Below are 16,149 nucleotides of genomic sequence, written 5' to 3'. Positions count from 1 at the left end.
ACCGGCAAGATGCGGCTTCCGGAGCCGAAAGCCGGTATACCGGCCGTTGCCGTTCGAGAAGGGCTCGCTTACTCGAGGATGACGACCGCCGACTCGGTCTCGATCATCTCGCCCTCACCGGAATAGCTTCGCTCGAGTTCGACCTCGAACAGGTCGTCCTCGAGTTCTTCACCGGCGACACGAAGCACGCCGGCGTCGTCGTCGATTTCGTACTCGCCGCTCTCGATGCCGGCGTCGATATCGCCGACTTTCGAGCCGAACCTGGGGCCGAGCGTCGAGTAGTCGAGATCGATCGAGGCGACCTCGGTCGTTACTTCGGGTTCGTCCTCGAGGACGGTCAGCTCCCTGACGTGCATCACGTTCTGGACGGCCTCTTCGAAGCCCTCGATGGGGCCGTAAACGGCGACCGACTCGAGGTCGGCGTTTAGCGGCAACTGGTTCTCGCTCTTGTAGCGCCGAAGCGCGGAGATAACCTCCATCGCGGTCTCGCCGGCCTCGAGGTCGGCTTCGTACCCCTGCGGACTGGGCCAGTCACGGGTGTGAATGCTGGTTTCCTCGAGGTCCGCGCCGTCTTGCGACCCGCTGTCACTGTAGATGGCCTGCCAGATCTCCTCGGAAACGTGGGGGAGGAACGGCGCCCACAGCTCGAGGAACGTCCGGTGGGCGGTTCGCAGCGCGTACTGGGTCGAAGGGCTGTCCTCACGGGTCTTGGCGATCTCGAGGTAGTCGTCGCAGAACGTGTTCCAGAAGAACGTTCGCAGGCGGTCGCGGGCTTTGGCGAACTCGTACTCCTCGAGGTGTGCGGTCAGATCCGCGACGGCGTCGTCGAGTTCAGCCAGCAGCCAGCGGTCGATCGACTCGAGCGTTTCGGGCTCGTCGGGGTCGCGCGGCGCGAGGGTGTCGACGAGTTTGGAAGCGTTCCAGAGTTTGCGCAGGAGCTTCTCGCCCGCAGTCAGGTCCTTTTCCTGATACGGGAAGTCGTCGCCCACGGCGGCGCTGGCCGCCCAGAACCGGACAGCGTCGACGGGATACTCCGACAGCACTTCGTCCGGCTCGACGACGTTGCCCCGCGATTTCGACATCTTCTCGCGGTTCTCGTCCAGGACGTGGCCGTTGATCATCGTCGCGTCGAAGGGCACCTCGCCCGTGTGCTCGTAGCACTTGACGACGGTGTGGAACAGCCAGAACGAGATGATGTCGTGACCCTGCGGCCGCAGGTCGAACGGGTAGAGTTCGGGCTTGTCCATCTCGAACGTCTCGCGCTCTTCGTCCCAGTCCCAGCCCGCGTTGATCAGGGGCGTCAGCGAGGAGGTCGCCCACGTGTCGAAGACGTCCTCTTCGGGCTCGAACTCCTCACCGCCACACTCCGGACACGCGTCGACGGGCGGCTCGTCGCTCAGGGGATCGACCGGAAGCTCCGCCTTCTCGGCCATGATCTCGGTGTCACAGTCCGCACAGTACCAGACCGGAAACGGAATCCCCGAGTCGCGCTGGCGGGAAATGAGCCAGTCCCACTCGAGGCCCTCGATCCAGTGTTTGTAGCGGGTGAACATCTTCTCGGGGTACCAGTCCATCTCGCGGCCGGCCTCGAGATACTCCTCCTTGTGATCCAAAATTTCGACGTACCACTGCTTGGAGACGCGGTACTCCACGGGCGTGTCACAGCGTTCGTGGACGCCGACGGCGTGAGTGATCTCCCAGCGGTCGCGCAGATACCCTTCCGCGTCCAGATCCTCGACGATGGCCTCGCGGGCGTCCTCGGTGGACAGCCCCTCGTAGTCGCCGGCGAGGTCGGTCATCGTCGCGGACTCGTCGATGGCGACGCGCAGCGGCAGGTCGTGGGCCTGGTACCACTCGATGTCGTTCTGGTCGCCGAAGGTACAACACATCACGACGCCGCTGCCTTTCTCCATGTCGACGCGTTCGTCTTCGATGACCGGCACCTCGTGGCCGAAGATCGGGATGCGGGCGGTCTCGCCGACCAGATCCTGGTTTTCCTCGTCGTCGGGGTGGACGAAGACGGAAACGCAGGCCGGAATGAGTTCGGGCCGCGTCGTCGAAATGACGAACTCCTCGCGGGGGGCCGTTTCGCCGACCAATTCGAACGCGATGTCGTTGAAGTGGGAGTGGCGCTCGTCGTCCTCGGTCTCGACCTGTGAGATCGCCGTCTCGCAGTCGGGACACCAGATCGCGGGCGCCTTCTTGCGGTACTCGCGACCGTTCTCGTAGAGGTCGAGGAAGGAAAGCTGTGAGATGCGCTGCACGCGCGGTTCGATCGTCTTGTAGGTGCTGTTCCAGTCGATCGAACAGCCCAGGTTCTGCATCTTTTCCGTGAACTCGCCTTCGTACTCCTCGCAGACCTCTCGACAGAGTTCCTGGAACTCGCGGCGCTCGTAGTCCTGATGGCGGATGTCCAGTTCCTCCTCGGTCAGTCGCTCGCTGGCGATGCCGTTGTCGTCGTAGCCGAACGGGAAGAGCACGTCGCCGTCGTGCATCCGCTGGAATCGCGCGGCGAAATCCTGCAGCGTCGAGCCGTAGAGGTGGCCCATGTGCAGGCTGCCCGAGACCGTCGGCGGCGGCGTGTCGATCGCGTAGGTCGTGTTCGGGTCCCGTTCGGGGTCGCTCTCGTAGGCGTAGATCTCCTCGTCGATCCAGCGCTGCTGCCAGCGCGTCTCGACTTCCTCGGGATCGTAGCCGCCCTCGAGAGTCGGCTCGGCGGTCGCTGCATCTTCGTCCTGTTCGGGTGTATCCATACTCATGCTCTCACCGCCCGAAACGGGCGTCGTCGATCCGTCGTCGTCGCGTGGGCGTTGCTGAAATTCATTGCTGAGACCGGTCGTTGCTCGGTCAATGCTGGTCGCCGACAATACATCCGTCGAAACGGGGTGGGGAATGCGGGGCTATGGGGCCCCTACGAAAACGGTGTCGCGCGGCTGATCGACGGGATCGATCCTCGCCGCGACGGTGGCTGCCATACGTGGCTGTACTACCGGCGAGAGTGTTAGATGTTTCGTCGCCGCCGAAGCGTCTTCGAGCGCTCCCGACAGCCGAAACCTAGTATAAAAATTTCGGGGGACAGTTGGCACCCCGCCAGACGATCGATCGGGTTAACGGGCTATCAGGTTCATGGGTGAGATATGACCGCACGAACGTCTCGACGAACGCTGCTCGGGGGTGCAGGGGCGAGCCTGCTGGCAGCGCTCGCCGGCTGTAGCGGCTCGACGCCGCTGGTCGGCCGGCGCATCGAATCGAACGAAACGATCTCGCCGGACGGAGCGGAGCGCCTCGAGGTCACCGGCGACGTCGGCGAGATCACGGTCGTCGGCGTCGGTCGCGACGACGTCGGACTTGATATCGTCAAACAGTCGAGTTCGATCCGAACCGACCTCGACGACCTCGAATTTCGAACCGAGAGAGACGACGACACGCTCGAACTCCGATCCGAGTACGACGGCAGCGTGGGCTGGTTCGAGAGCCAGCCGACGATGGATCTCGATATCGAGATGCCGGAGGCGCTCGCACTCGAGCGGATCGACGCGAGCATCGGCCGAATCAGCGTTCGCGACGTGACGGGCGATCTGACTGTCGAGACGAGCACCGGGGAAATCGACGTTTCGAGCGTCGCGGGCACGGTCGGCGCTCGAGCGAGCACCGGAGACGTCGAGATTCGCGAGATCGACGCGCTCGGCGACGTCCGCACGAGCACCGGCCGTATCGAGGTCGACGTACCGGCGATCGACGGCGACACGACGGTCGAGGCGTCGACCGGCGAAATTGCGGCGGCTATCGATCCGGACCTTGACGCCGACCTCCACGTGAGTACGAGTGTGGGCGAGGTCAGCGTCGACGGACTCGAGTTGACCGACGAGACGCGCGAAGACAACCTCGTGATGGGGACGCTGGGCGACGGTGGGCCGACGCTCCGTCTCGAAACGAGTACGGGTCGGATCGACGTTACCTCGCTGTCTTGACCGGGAGCCGTTTCCCTCGCTGGCTGCCCTGATCGGGAACCACTTCGCTCGCTGTCTTGGCCGAGAGGCGCCGCGGCGAGGACGTGGCGCGCAGCCGAACGTTTATTTTTCCCGCAGGTGGAGTTCCGATCGAAATGTGTGCCGCGGCCGACGCCGTCACCGATCGCCAGCGACGGATCGCGGCGGGAGTCCGACGGTTCGTCGGGGTCTCGTTCCGGCGCCAGACGTACCTGAACCTGGCGTACCTGCTGCTCGCGTTCCCACTGGGAATCGCCTACGTCGTGTTCGTCGCGGTCGGGTTCGGTCTCGGCGTCGGTCTTTCCGTGATCCTCGTCGGATTACCGCTTCTCGCCGTCGTCTTCGTCATCTCGCTCGCCATCGCCGGCTTCGATCGCTGGCTGACCGCCGCGCTGCTCACCGTCGATATCGAACCCCGGACGAGACCGGCAGGCGAGACCCGGCGCGAACAGATCGTCTCGGTCGTGACCCACCCCAAGACGTGGTCGTCGGTGCTGTACCTGCCGACGAAACTCGCGTTAGGAACCGTGTCGTTCGCCCTCGCGGTCACCGGGCTGTCGACCGGCGCGAGCATGCTCATGATTCCGTTTTACTACGATCAGCCGGGACTGTACGTCGGCGTCTTCTCGGACCGCGCGCCGGAGATCCACCAGAGTCTCTACCTCGGCTGGGACTACCTGCTCGTGGGAATCGAGGGCGTCATTACCGTCGGCTACTGGGAGATTACGACCCTCCCGCAGGCCCTCGCCGCCGCGGCGCTCGGTTTCGTGGTCCTGTGCGGGACGTTCCACGCGCTCAACGCGCTCGCTCGACTCTGGGGTCGGTTTGCACGTCTCGCACTCGAGGACGGCGACGACCCGCTCGCGGTCGCGGTCCGAATGCTCCGGTCACCGCCGGCGTCCGACGAGCCGGGCGCTTCTCGACGGGACGGCTAACGACCGTCACTCGCCGTCGAGCCGAATCACGGCCCGGCCGTCGGACACGCGTTCGAGGTCGCCGTCGAGATAGGTTGCCAATCGCTCGAGCGAGGGGCCGCCGGAATCGCCGTCGTCGCCGTCGCCATCGTTATCGCCGCCGTCCGCGTGAACGACCGTAATCCGCTCGTACTGGCCGACGTCGCACGAACCCTGCATCACGAGAGAGAACAGTTCTCGCGGCGTCACGGGCTCTCCGTCCGCCAGCCGCTCGGCGATCCCCTCGAGCGACGACTCGATGGTCGCCTCGACTTCGAAGGTGACGTCGACCGAAACGCTCTCCTCGCGGTCGGCCGCCGCGAGATACTCCTCGGAGTTCCTCACGGCGGGCTCGAGCACCGATTCGAAGTCGACGCCGTAGTTCGTCGTCCCGAGATAGACGAACGCGAACATCGCTCGAAGCCCGTCGAGAAACGCTTCGTCGGTCGCCGTTTGCTCGAAGACCTGTTTCCGATCCTTCTCCGGAAGCGTGTGCAAGAGCAGATCGAAGTCGAGCGCCGCGGCGTGAATCCGTCGTCTGATCCGCGCCTCGGCGTTGCGTTTCGACTGATCGTGACTCATTTCTCGTTCCCCGAGGAGGTAGGCGCGATCCGCGGGACTGAGGACGCCGCGTTCGCGGTCGGTGTTCGTGTTCATAATCGGGTTTGGATTATACGAAATCGACTTCTATCCGAACCCCTATGGCTCTCCCGGTTCGAATAGCAGCCAATGAACTCGGTACTCGGACGGAGAGGTGAGCCGTGAGCAGATCCGTCGGCGCCCGGTACGCGGACGCGATCGTCTCGCACAGCCGGCTCGTCATCGTGCTCGTACTGCTGCTCACCGCCGTCGTCGCCGCCGGCGCGGTGATCGGGGAGAGCGAGGAAGGCGAGATCGGCCAGTTCGAGACCGACTCCGAGGAAACCGAGGCGCTCGAGGAGATCGAGGCGACGTACGATACCGAAGACGGGGTCGTCGCCCAACTGGTCGTCCGCGACGAGGGCGGCGATGTCCTCACTCGCGAGTCGCTGCTCGAGGGACTGCTCCTTCAGCAGGAGATTCGCGAGGACGAGACGCTAAACGCCACATTCGAGGACGACGGGTTCGTCGGCCTCGAGAACGTCGTCGCGACGGGTGCGGTGTTCGAAGACCGCGCGACGGCCGCGGACGGCCCGCCGGAGACGGGCGAGCCGACCCTCGAAGAGCAGATTGCGGCGCTCGAGGATCGATCGGACGAGGAGGTCGAAGAACTGCTCGCCGACGTGCTCGATCCGGACGCCGATCAGGGCGGCGAGGAGGCGTACGAGTTCCTGCCGACGGCGTACGAACCGGGCTCGACCGAGGCCGAGTCGCGAATCACGTTCCTCTTCCAGGTCGACGACAGCGGTCCGGACGAGGTGCCACAGGCGGCCTACGACGCGCAGGTCGAAATCGCAGAGAGCGTCGACCAGCGGTTCGACGACGCGTTCCTCTTCGGTCAGGGTGTCACCGACGAGGCGTCCTCGAACGCCGTCGGGGACAGCTTCGCGATCATCACCCCCGTCGCGCTCGTGCTCGTGCTCGGCGTCCTCGCGATCACGTATCGCGACGTCGTCGACGTCCTCATCGGCGTGTTCGGCATCGCGGTCGTGATGGCGTGGCTCGCGGGGCTTCAGGGCTGGCTCGAGATACCCTCGAGCCAACTGCTCATCGCCGTTCCCTTCCTCCTGATCGGGCTGAGCATCGACTACGCGCTCCACGTCGTCATGCGCTACCGGGAGGCGAGAGCGGGCGAACTCGAGGGCGCGCCGGCGGGAACGGAGGGGGCTGGCAGCGACGGCGAACCGACCTCGAACGGCGCCGTCGTCGGAACGCGAGCCGGCATGACCCTCGGCCTCACGGGCGTCGTCCTCGCGCTCGCGGCCGCGACGGTCTCGACCGGCGTCGGGTTCCTCTCGAACGTCGTCAGTCCGCTGCCGGCGATTCAGGACTTCGCGCTCTTGAGCGGCGGCGGCATCTTCGCGACGTTCGTCGCCTTCGCCGTACTCGTGCCGGCGCTCAAGGTCGAAGTCGACGACCTCCTCGAGAACCGGTTCGACCGCAACCGAGCGAAACGCCCGTTCGGAACGGGGACCAGCGTGGTCAACCGCGTGCTTTCGCGATTCGTCACCCTGGCCCGTCGAGCCCCGCTCGCGGTCGTGATCGTTGCGCTCGTCCTCGCCGTGGGCGGCGCCTACGGGGCGACGACGATCGATACGGAGTTCAATCAGGCGGACTTCCTGCCCGAAGACGCACCCGAGTGGGCCAAGTCCCTTCCCGGCCCGCTCGCACCCGATACGTACACGATCAGCGACGACGCCGCGTACCTCGGCGAGAACTTCGCCGAGCGCGGCGAGGGGAGTCAGACCCAGATCCTGATACGCGGCGACGTGACCGATCCCGAGTCACTCGTGGCGATGGACGAGGCGAGCAACGGGGTCGGCGGCGACGACACGATCATCGTCCGTCCGGGCGGCGAGGCCGCAATCGACGGCCCGCCCGCGGTCATCCGAGAGCTCGCGAGCGAGAACGAGACCGTCGCAGCCGCCCTCGAGGAGCGCGATACGACGGGCGACGACCTCCCGAACGAGGACGTCGCCGGCTTCTACGACGTGTTGTTCGACGCCGATTCGGATCGCGCATCCGAGGTTCTCCACCGAAGTGACGACGGTGAGTCGTACGAGACGGCCCGCCTGCTCGTCAGCGTTCAGGGGGATGCCGCCGCACAGACCGTCGCCGACGACACTCGCGACCTCGCAGCCGCGATCGAGACTGCCGGCCCCGTCACGGCGATCGCGACCGGCGGCCCCGTGACGACGGCCGTCGTTCAGGACGCGCTGCTCGAGACGCTCGTGCAGGCGTTCGCGGTCACGCTGGTGGTCATCCTGACGTTCCTGACGATCCTCTACTGGGTCCGCCACCGGGCGCTCTCGCTCGGTGCGGTCACGCTCGCCCCCGTCGTCGCCGCGCTCGCGTGGCTGCTCGGGACGATGGCGTTGCTCGATCTGCCGTTCAACAGCGAGACGGCCGTCATCACCAGCCTCGCGATCGGACTCGGCGTCGACTACAGTATCCACGTCGGCGAACGGTTCATCGCCGAAAAGGAGCAGCGACAGTCGCTCGAGGACGCCCTCGCGGCGACGGTCACCGGAACCGGCGGCGCGCTGCTCGGCAGCGCGGCGACGACGGCGGCCGGGTTCGGCGTGCTCGCGCTGGCGCTTTCACCCCCGCTGCAGCGATTCGGGCTGGTGACAGGGCTGAGCATCATCTTCGCGTTCGTCGCCTGTCTCACCGTCCTGCCGTGTCTGCTCGTCCTTCGGGAACGCGCGATCGATCGCCTGTCGTAACCGTCGGAAGCGGACTCGAAATCGACCGGTCGCCTCGCGTCCGCGACCCGTTCTCCCGTCAGGATTCGGTCACGAATCTATTTACCTCGATATGAAGAGTACAGCATGTGGAAGCCACCCACGGTAATTGCAAACACGACACGCGGAAGAACGACGGAGGAGACACGGAGACAATACATGTCAGAACACGAGATATCTGTAACGGTCAACGGAGAGCGACACGAACTGGCGGTCGAACCGCGGACGTTGCTCGTCACGGCGCTTCGAGACGAACTCGGCTATACCGGGGCGAACGTCGGTTGCGAGACGGGACGCTGTGGCACCTGTACCGTCGCGGTAAACGGCGAGACGATCAAATCTTGTACGCGTCTGGCCGTCCAGACGGACGGGGCGGAGATCGAAACGGTCGAAGGACTCGCCGACGACGGCGATCTCACGCCGTTGCAGGAGAGTTTTCAGGAACACCACGGACTCCAGTGTGGCTACTGTACGCCGGGGATGTTGCTGAGCGCGGACGCGTTGTTAGCGACGAACGACGACCCGACCCGCGAGGAGATTCGGGAGGCGATCGAGGGGAACCTCTGTCGGTGTACCGGTTACCAGAACATCGTCGATGCGATCGAAGCCACAGCCGACCGACTGGGTGAACGGCGATGAGTGACGCGGACGCGAGCGGAGACTCCGGTGACGACGGCAGCGGGGCCTTCGGCGCCGCGATCGAACGCGGCGAGGACGTCCCGTTGCTGACCGGCTCCGGCGAGTACACCGACGACATCTCCCGCCGAGGAACGACGCACCTGGCGATTCGTCGCTCCGATCACGCTCACGCGCGTATCGAGAACGTCGATACCGGCGACGCGGAAGCGATGGACGGCGTTCTGGCGGTCTACACCGGCGAAGACGTCGTCGAGAGCGGCGTGCCGAACACGATTCCGACCGCGTGGGACCTCCCCGGGCTCGTCCAGCCCCAGTACCGGATGCTCGCCACGGACAAGGTCCGCCACGAGGGCACCGCCGTCGCCGCCGTCGTCGCGGAAACGCCGCACGTCGCCCACGACGCACTCGAGCGAATCGACGTCGAGTACGAGCCACTCGAGCACGTCACGGACCCGGTTGAGGCCGTCGAGCGCGACGTGTCGCCGGTTCACGACGAGGCCGAGGACAACGTCGCGTTCGACTTCGAACTCGGCGACGCGGACGCGACGGATGAGGCGTTCGCCGACGCCGATCGGGTCGCGAGCGTCGACCTCCGACAGCCACGTATCATCCCCAACGCGATGGAGCCGCGAGCGGCGCTGGCCGACTGGGATGAGACGACGGAAAAGCTTCGCCTCTGGATGACGAGTCAGAACCCGCACCTGCATCGGATGCTGCTCTCGGCGGGGACGCTTGGATTGCCGGAGAACAAGATTCAGGTGATCGCCCCCGAGGTCGGCGGCGGCTTCGGCAGCAAGATCTATCACTACCCCGACGAGGCCGTGACGGCCTGGTGTTCGATGCAACTCGGCCGACCGGTGAAGTGGCAGGCCACGCGCTCGGAGAGCTACCTGACCGACTGTCACGGACGGGATCACGTGACGACCGGCGAGATCGCCCTCGACGAGGACGGCACGATCCGCGGGGTTCGCGTCGAAACCCACGCCGGACTCGGGGCGCAGCTCTCACAGTTCGGCACGGCGACGCCGTCGTATCTGTACGCCACGGTTCTTTCGGGCCAGTACACCATCCCGGCGATCCACTGCCGGGTCGTCGGCGCGTTCACGAACACGACGCCCGTCGACGCCTACCGCGGCGCCGGCCGGGCCGAGGGGATCTACGTGATCGAACGGCTCGTCGACGTCGGCGCGCGAGAACTGGGGATGGATTCGGTCGAACTCAGACGGCACAATCTTGTCGCCCCCGACGAGTTCCCCTACGAGTCGGCGGCGGCGCTGGTTTACGACAGCGGCGAGTACGAACGCGCGATGGATCTGGCGCTCGAGCACGTCGACTACGACGAGTTACGCGAGCGCCAGCGCGAGCTTCGGGACGAGGACCGATACATCGGGATCGGCGTCGGCAACTTCATCGAATCGGCCGGACTCTCGCCTTCGGGTCTCGCGGGCGACCTCGGCGCCCAAGCCGGCGGCTGGGAGAGTTCGATCGTCCGATTCGACTCGACCGGCTCGGTCACCGTCCTCGCGGGAACGGCCGATCAGGGCCAGGGGCATCGAACGACCTACGCCCAGATCGCGGCCGAGGAACTCGGCCTGTCCGTCGACGATATCGACGTCGTCGAGGGCGACACCGACCGGATTCCCCAGGGGATGGGGACCTACGGCAGCCGCAGCGCGTCGGTCGGCGGCGGCTCCATCGCTCGCGGCGCTCGCGAGGTCAGAGAGAAGGCTCGCCGGATCGCGGCCCACCAACTCGAGACGAGCGTCGACGATATCGAGTTCGAGGACGGCGAGTTCCACGTCGCCGGCGCGCCGGACCGATCGCTGCACATCCAGGCGATCGCTCACGAGGCCTACCTCGGCCACGATCTGCCCGAGGGAATGGACCCCGGACTCGAGGAGACCAACTTCTACGATCCGGAGAACTTCACCTACCCCTTCGGCACGCACGTCGCCGTCGTCGAAGTCGACCCGGAGACGGGCGAGATCGAGATCGAGCGCTACGTCGCGGTCGACGACTGCGGCGAGATCATCAACCCGATGATCGTCGAGGGGCAGGTCCACGGCGGGATCGCACAGGGGATCGGCGCGGCGCTCTACGAGGGCGCAGCGTACGACGATGACGGCCACCTGCAGACCCGTCGCATGGACGAGTACGCCGTCCCGCACGCGACCCAGTTGCCCGATTTCGAGACGGACAACACGGTGACGCCGAGTCCGCACAACCCGATCGGCGTCAAGGGAGTCGGCGAGTCGGCGACCATCGCGGCGACGCCGACGATCGTCTCGGCCGTGGTAGACGCCCTCGAGCCCTTCGACGTCGATCACCTCGACATGCCGATCACACCGGAGTCAGTTTGGCGGGCCGCGGAAACGGGGGGTGATCGCTGATGTACATGGACGACTTCGAGTACTATCGGGCCGACAGCGTCGAAAACGCGCTCGAACTGCTCGCGGACCACGACGGCGCGGAACTGATCGCCGGGGCCCACGGCCTGCTGCCGCGGATGAAGACCGGCGACGAGTCGCCGTCGGCGCTGGTCGACATCGGACAGCTAAGCGGGCTCGACGCGATCGAAGCGCGAGATGGCGAGCGCGACGGCGACCCCGGCGGCATCTCGATCGGCGCGCTCGCTACCCACACCGAGATCGCCGAGTCCGAGACCGTCCGAGAGCACGCGACCGCACTCGCCGACGCCGCGGCCGAGTTGGGCGATCCGCAGGTGCGAAACGGCGGCACCATCGGCGGCAATCTCGCCCACGGCGACGCGCGGTCGGACCCGCCCGCCCCACTCCTCGCGCTCGACGGCTCGCTCGAGGTTCGCTCGCCCGACGGCGAGCGGACCATAGCGGCGACCGATCTCTTCGAGGGGCCGTTCGAGACGGCGGTCGCCGACGACGAGATCGTCACCGCGGTTCGAGTTCCGACCGACGCCGACGCCGTCAGCGGCTACCACAAGCGACGGGATCCGCTGTCGGGGTACGCCATGGTCGGCGTCGGCGTCTGGCTTCGAACCGACGGCGAGACGATCGAGGCGGCTCGAGTCGCCGTCACCGGCGCGACGACGAATCCCGCGAGACTGCCGGCCGCCGAGGACGAACTCGAGGGGAGTGCGGTGAGCGAGGAGACGATCACCGAGGCGTCGGCCCAGGCTGGTACCACGCTTTCTGACGAGGCCTTCGTCTCGGACGTCCAGGCCAGCGCCGAGTACCGCGAGCACCTGCTGTCGATCGATACCGAGCGCACGCTGTACGAGGTGCTTGAGGTCGATCGGTGAGCGATCGGTGTTCGATCGGCGTCTCTTCGGCTCGAGAGGGGCGGAGAAGGATGTCTCAGGGCGCGGTTCGCTCGGTATCAGTCCGGGGCGTGAGGATGAGAGGGATGATGGAGTTGGTGTGGATGAGAGGGCGGTGAGGCGATGTGGCGCTGAGGATGAGAGGACGATATGGATCTGAGGGCAAGAGGGCGGTGAGAACGACGGCTCGTCGCCGAACTCAGTTCGTCTCGAGGACCAGCAGATCGTCGCCGGCGTCGACCTCCTGCTCGTTTTCCGCGACGACGTCGGTGATCGTCCCGTCCGCCGGAGCCGTGATATCGTGGAAGTTCTTCATGACGCCGACCAATCCGACGACGTCTCCCTCGGCGACTTCGTCACCCTCGTCGACGAACGTGGCTTCGTCCGGATCCGGTCGCGTGTAGAAGACGCCGGGCATCGGCGATTGGATGTGTTCTGTCGTCATCTATGAAATCTTATCCGTAGGTACGACGGCCGTATACATAGGCTTTGACAAAGAAGCATCGACTACAAGAGGTCGTAAACACCCATGTCCGGCGCCGTTTACGAAATTATGTTATTCATCATATGTGTACAGTAGGCCGATCTAGTCGGTATCTATACAGTGATAACCGTTCTCTATCCCAGTAGAATGAGCGACGGTACAATAACCAGACAGGAGCTTCCGTCTCCGCGGTACGAGTACGGCGGCGACGATTGGGTGTTCGTCGAACTCGCCGAAGCGATGAGCTTCGACGCGAACTTCAAGGCACAGGCGATCACGCAGGAAATTCGGCAGAACAGCCTCGAGGGACTCATCGAGGTCGCGCCGTCGAACGCGTCCTACCTGATCCAGTTCGATCCGGACGTGCTCCACCCGGACGAACTGATCGAGGAGTTGCGATCGCTCGAGGACGAAATCGACGTCTCCGACTACCAGTGGGAGGCGCGGGTGTTCGACATTCCCGTTCTCTACGACGATCCGTGGACTCGCGACACGCTGATGGACTTTCGGGAACGCCATCAGGACCCGGACGCCACGGACCTCGAGTACTCCGCCGAGCTCAACGGCTTCGATTCCGTCGAGGCGTTCATCGACCACCACGCGGGCGCGCCGCACATGGTGACGATGATCGGCTTCGTCCCCGGACTGCCGTTCTGTTTCCAGATGGTGCCCCGCGACGAGCAGATCGAGGTGCCCAAATACGAGCAGCCGCGGACGGCGACGCCGAGCCGAGCGATCGGATTCGGCGGCGCGTTCACCGCGATCTATCCCGTTCCCGGGGCCGGCGGCTATCAGCTCTACGGCCGCACGCCCGTCGAGGTGTTAGACGTCGACCAGGAGCTGTCGGCGTTCGAGGAATCGATGGTGCTTCCGAACCCGGGCGACATCCTCAACTTCCGGCAGATCGACCGCGAGGAGTACGACGAGATCCGCGAGGCGGTCGAAGACGGTACCTACGAGTACAATTACGAGCAGGTCGAGTTCGAGCCGCAGGCGTTCTTCGAGGATCCGCGCGGCTACAACGAGCAGCTTCTGGAGGTGCTCGACTGATGCGCATTCTCGATGGCGGTCTCGTCACGACGGTACAGGACACGGGACGCTACGGCCACTACCACATCGGCATGCCGCCCTCGGGCGCGATGGACCAGTACGCCCACAAAGTCGGCAACTGGCTCGTCGGCAACGACGAGTCCGACGCGACCCTCGAGATGACCTACATGGGCGCGGACGTCGAATTCGAGTCCGACACCGTCTTCGCCGTCACCGGCGCGGATATGGAACCCAAACTTGAGGACGAACCGATCCCGACGTGGACCGCCGTCCGTGCCGAGGCCGGCGACACGCTCAGTTTCGAGTTCGCGACGGAAGGCGTCCGATCGTACCTCGCCGTCGCCGGCGGCGTCGATATCGAGCCGGTGATGGGGAGCCGTGCGACGTACACCCTGATCGGGATCGGCGGCCACGAGGGGCGATCGCTCGAGGCGGGCGACGAGTTACCGATCGGCGAGCCCTCGGCGGACGCCGACGCGATGGTCGGTGCGTCGGTCGACGAGGCGAACCGCCCGGATTACTCACGAACCGAGATTTCCGTCGTGATGGGGCTCTGTGACTATCGCCTCACCGACGACGGACGGGAGCGGTTCCTCGACGCTGACTGGAACGTATCGGACGAGGCCGACCGAGTCGGCTACCGATTCGAGGGACCCGACATCACCGACATGTTCGAAGAGCGCGAGCAGCCCTTCGGCGCCGGAACGGACGTCACCAACGTCGTGGATCTGGGCTATCCCGTCGGCTCCATCCAGATGGCCGGACAGCCGATTATCCTGATGCGAGACGCCGTGACGGGCGGGGGCTACGTAACCGTCGGCACCGTCGTCAGCCCCGACCGCGATGCGCTCGCGCAGTGTCGCACGCACAGCACCGTCGATTTCAACGCCGTCGACGTCGAGGACGCACTCGAGATTCGCCAGGACCGAGACGCGCGCCTCGAGACCGTTCAGAACTCCTTGGAGGACGCGACACAGTAAATGATCGACAAAGTACTCGTCGCGAACCGAGGCGAAATCGCGGTCCGCGTGATGCAAGCGGCGACCGAACTCGGCATCGAGACGGTCGCCGTCTACAGCGACGCCGACGAAACGGCGAAACACGTCCGCCGCGCCGACGAGGCGGCCCACGTGGGCTCCTCGGTCGCCGGCAAGAGCTACCTCGATCAGGAGTCGCTCCTGGACGCGGCGGCCGAGACCGGTGCCGATGCGATCCACCCCGGCTACGGATTCCTCGCGGAGAGCGAGTCGTTCGCCCGCCGCGTCGAAGACTCCGAATTTATCTGGGTCGGACCGCCGTCGGACGCGATGGCCGACTTCGGCGAGAAGACGAAGGCGCGAGCCATCATGAGCGACGCCGGCGTCCCGATCGTTCCCGGAACCGACGACCCGATCGACGACCCCGCGGAGGTGAAAGCCTTCGGCGACGAACACGGCTATCCGGTCGCCATCAAGGCCGACGGCGGCGGCGGCGGTCGCGGATTGAAGGTCGTCGAAAGTCCCGACGAAGCCGAGGAGGCGTTCACGAACGCCAAACGCGAGGGCGAAGCGTACTTCGACAACGATTCCGTGTACGTCGAACGCTTCCTCGAGAACCCGCGCCACATCGAGGTGCAGGTTATCGGGGATACTCACGGAAACGTGAGACACCTCTACGAACGGGACTGTTCGGTCCAGCGTCGCCAACAGAAACTCATCGAGGAGACGCCCTCGCCGGCCCTCGACGAGGAGACGCGCGAAGAACTGTGCGAGTCCGCTCGAGCGGGCGTCGCCGAAGCCGGCTACAGCAGCGCGGGCACCGTGGAGTTCCTCTACGAGGACGGCGACTTCTACTTCCTCGAGGTGAACGCCAGAATCCAGGTCGAACACACGGTCACCGAGGCGGTCACGGGCATCGATATCGTCAAAGAGCAGTTCCGCGTCGCCGCGGGCGAGGAACTCTCGTTCGAACAGTCCGCGGTCGAACCGCGAGGGACCGCGATAGAGTTTCGGATCAACGCCGAGGACCCGTTCGACGAGTTCGCCCCCACACCCGGGACCCTCGAGACGTACCGACCGCCGACCGGGATGGGCGTTCGCGTCGACGACGGCGTCGACCAGGGAGACAGAATCAGCCCGTTCTACGACTCGCTCGTCGGGAAGTTCATCGTCACCGCACAGGTCCGTCGAGAACTCCTGGAACGCAGCAAGCGCGTCCTCGAGGAGACGGAAATCGAGGGGATTTCGACGACGATTCCGTTCCACCTCGCGGTCCTCGAGGACGACGCGTTCGTCGACAGCGAGCACACGACGAAGTACCTCGACGAGCAGTTCGAGGGGCTGGGCGAGGACTGATCGACGCCTCGCCGAACCGCCCC

At 65.5% G+C, this 16,149-nt stretch carries 12 protein-coding genes; 9 read left to right on the top strand and 3 right to left on the bottom strand.

Annotation, left to right across the window (positions count from 1 at the left end; translation table 11 throughout):
* Positions 1-68: 68 nt before the first annotated feature.
* Positions 69-2,867: a valine--tRNA ligase gene (locus GS429_RS04790; protein ID WP_160063235.1), complete on the bottom strand. Its 2,799-nt coding sequence runs from the start codon at positions 2,865-2,867 to the stop codon at positions 69-71.
* A gap of 270 nt (positions 2,868-3,137) precedes the next feature.
* Between GS429_RS04790 and GS429_RS04785 the strand changes: the two genes are divergently transcribed.
* Positions 3,138-3,971 (top strand): DUF4097 family beta strand repeat-containing protein, encoded by an 834-nt coding sequence (locus GS429_RS04785; RefSeq protein ID WP_160063233.1) that lies wholly within the window; start codon positions 3,138-3,140, stop codon positions 3,969-3,971.
* 134 nt (positions 3,972-4,105) lie between these two features.
* On the top strand, positions 4,106-4,924 hold the full coding sequence (locus tag GS429_RS04780) for a sensor domain-containing protein (protein ID WP_160063231.1): 819 nt from the start codon (positions 4,106-4,108) through the stop codon (positions 4,922-4,924).
* 6 nt (positions 4,925-4,930) lie between these two features.
* On the opposite strand, the gene GS429_RS04775 is transcribed toward GS429_RS04780, so the two are convergent.
* Positions 4,931-5,599, bottom strand: coding sequence for a DUF8102 family protein (locus GS429_RS04775; RefSeq protein WP_160063229.1), 669 nt, complete (start codon positions 5,597-5,599; stop codon positions 4,931-4,933).
* 104 nt (positions 5,600-5,703) lie between these two features.
* Between GS429_RS04775 and GS429_RS04770 the strand changes: the two genes are divergently transcribed.
* From GS429_RS04770 to GS429_RS04755, 4 genes are all read left to right on the top strand, one after another.
* Positions 5,704-8,307, top strand: a complete 2,604-nt coding sequence (locus GS429_RS04770; protein WP_328821243.1) for an efflux RND transporter permease subunit — start codon at positions 5,704-5,706, stop codon at positions 8,305-8,307.
* Between the two features lie 177 nt (positions 8,308-8,484).
* Positions 8,485-8,964, top strand: coding sequence for a (2Fe-2S)-binding protein (locus GS429_RS04765; RefSeq protein WP_160063227.1), 480 nt, complete (start codon positions 8,485-8,487; stop codon positions 8,962-8,964).
* Positions 8,961-11,354 carry a xanthine dehydrogenase family protein molybdopterin-binding subunit gene (locus GS429_RS04760; protein ID WP_160063225.1) on the top strand — a complete coding sequence of 798 codons (2,394 nt, stop codon included), beginning with the start codon at positions 8,961-8,963 and terminating at the stop codon, positions 11,352-11,354. The genes GS429_RS04765 and GS429_RS04760 overlap by 4 nt, the downstream gene beginning before the upstream one ends.
* Positions 11,354-12,241 (top strand): FAD binding domain-containing protein, encoded by an 888-nt coding sequence (locus tag GS429_RS04755; protein WP_160063223.1) that lies wholly within the window; start codon positions 11,354-11,356, stop codon positions 12,239-12,241. Before GS429_RS04760 ends, GS429_RS04755 begins: the two co-directional genes overlap by 1 nt.
* Positions 12,242-12,458: 217 nt before the next feature.
* Here the strand turns inward: GS429_RS04755 and GS429_RS04750 are convergent, their stop codons facing one another.
* Positions 12,459-12,704 carry an acetyl-CoA carboxylase gene (locus GS429_RS04750; protein WP_160063221.1) on the bottom strand — a complete coding sequence of 82 codons (246 nt, stop codon included), beginning with the start codon at positions 12,702-12,704 and terminating at the stop codon, positions 12,459-12,461.
* 186 nt (positions 12,705-12,890) lie between these two features.
* On the opposite strand from GS429_RS04750, the gene GS429_RS04745 reads away from it, so the two are divergent.
* The 3 genes from GS429_RS04745 to GS429_RS04735 are packed head-to-tail and all read left to right on the top strand — an operon-like array spanning position 12,891 to position 16,126.
* A complete protein-coding gene (locus GS429_RS04745) occupies positions 12,891-13,793 on the top strand; it encodes a 5-oxoprolinase subunit B family protein (RefSeq protein ID WP_160063219.1) in 903 nt (300 codons plus the stop codon).
* Positions 13,793-14,773 (top strand): 5-oxoprolinase subunit C family protein, encoded by a 981-nt coding sequence (locus GS429_RS04740; RefSeq protein ID WP_160063217.1) that lies wholly within the window; start codon positions 13,793-13,795, stop codon positions 14,771-14,773. Before GS429_RS04745 ends, GS429_RS04740 begins: the two co-directional genes overlap by 1 nt.
* Positions 14,774-16,126, top strand: coding sequence for an acetyl-CoA carboxylase biotin carboxylase subunit (locus GS429_RS04735; RefSeq protein WP_160063215.1), 1,353 nt, complete (start codon positions 14,774-14,776; stop codon positions 16,124-16,126).
* Positions 16,127-16,149 lie beyond the last annotated feature (23 nt).

This window comes from Natronorubrum halalkaliphilum, from assembly GCF_009834785.1.
Classification (GTDB): Archaea; Halobacteriota; Halobacteria; order Halobacteriales; family Natrialbaceae; genus Natronorubrum; species Natronorubrum halalkaliphilum.
The sequence above is the reverse complement of the archived record's forward strand: the minus strand, read 5'-3'. Positions and strand labels throughout refer to the sequence as shown.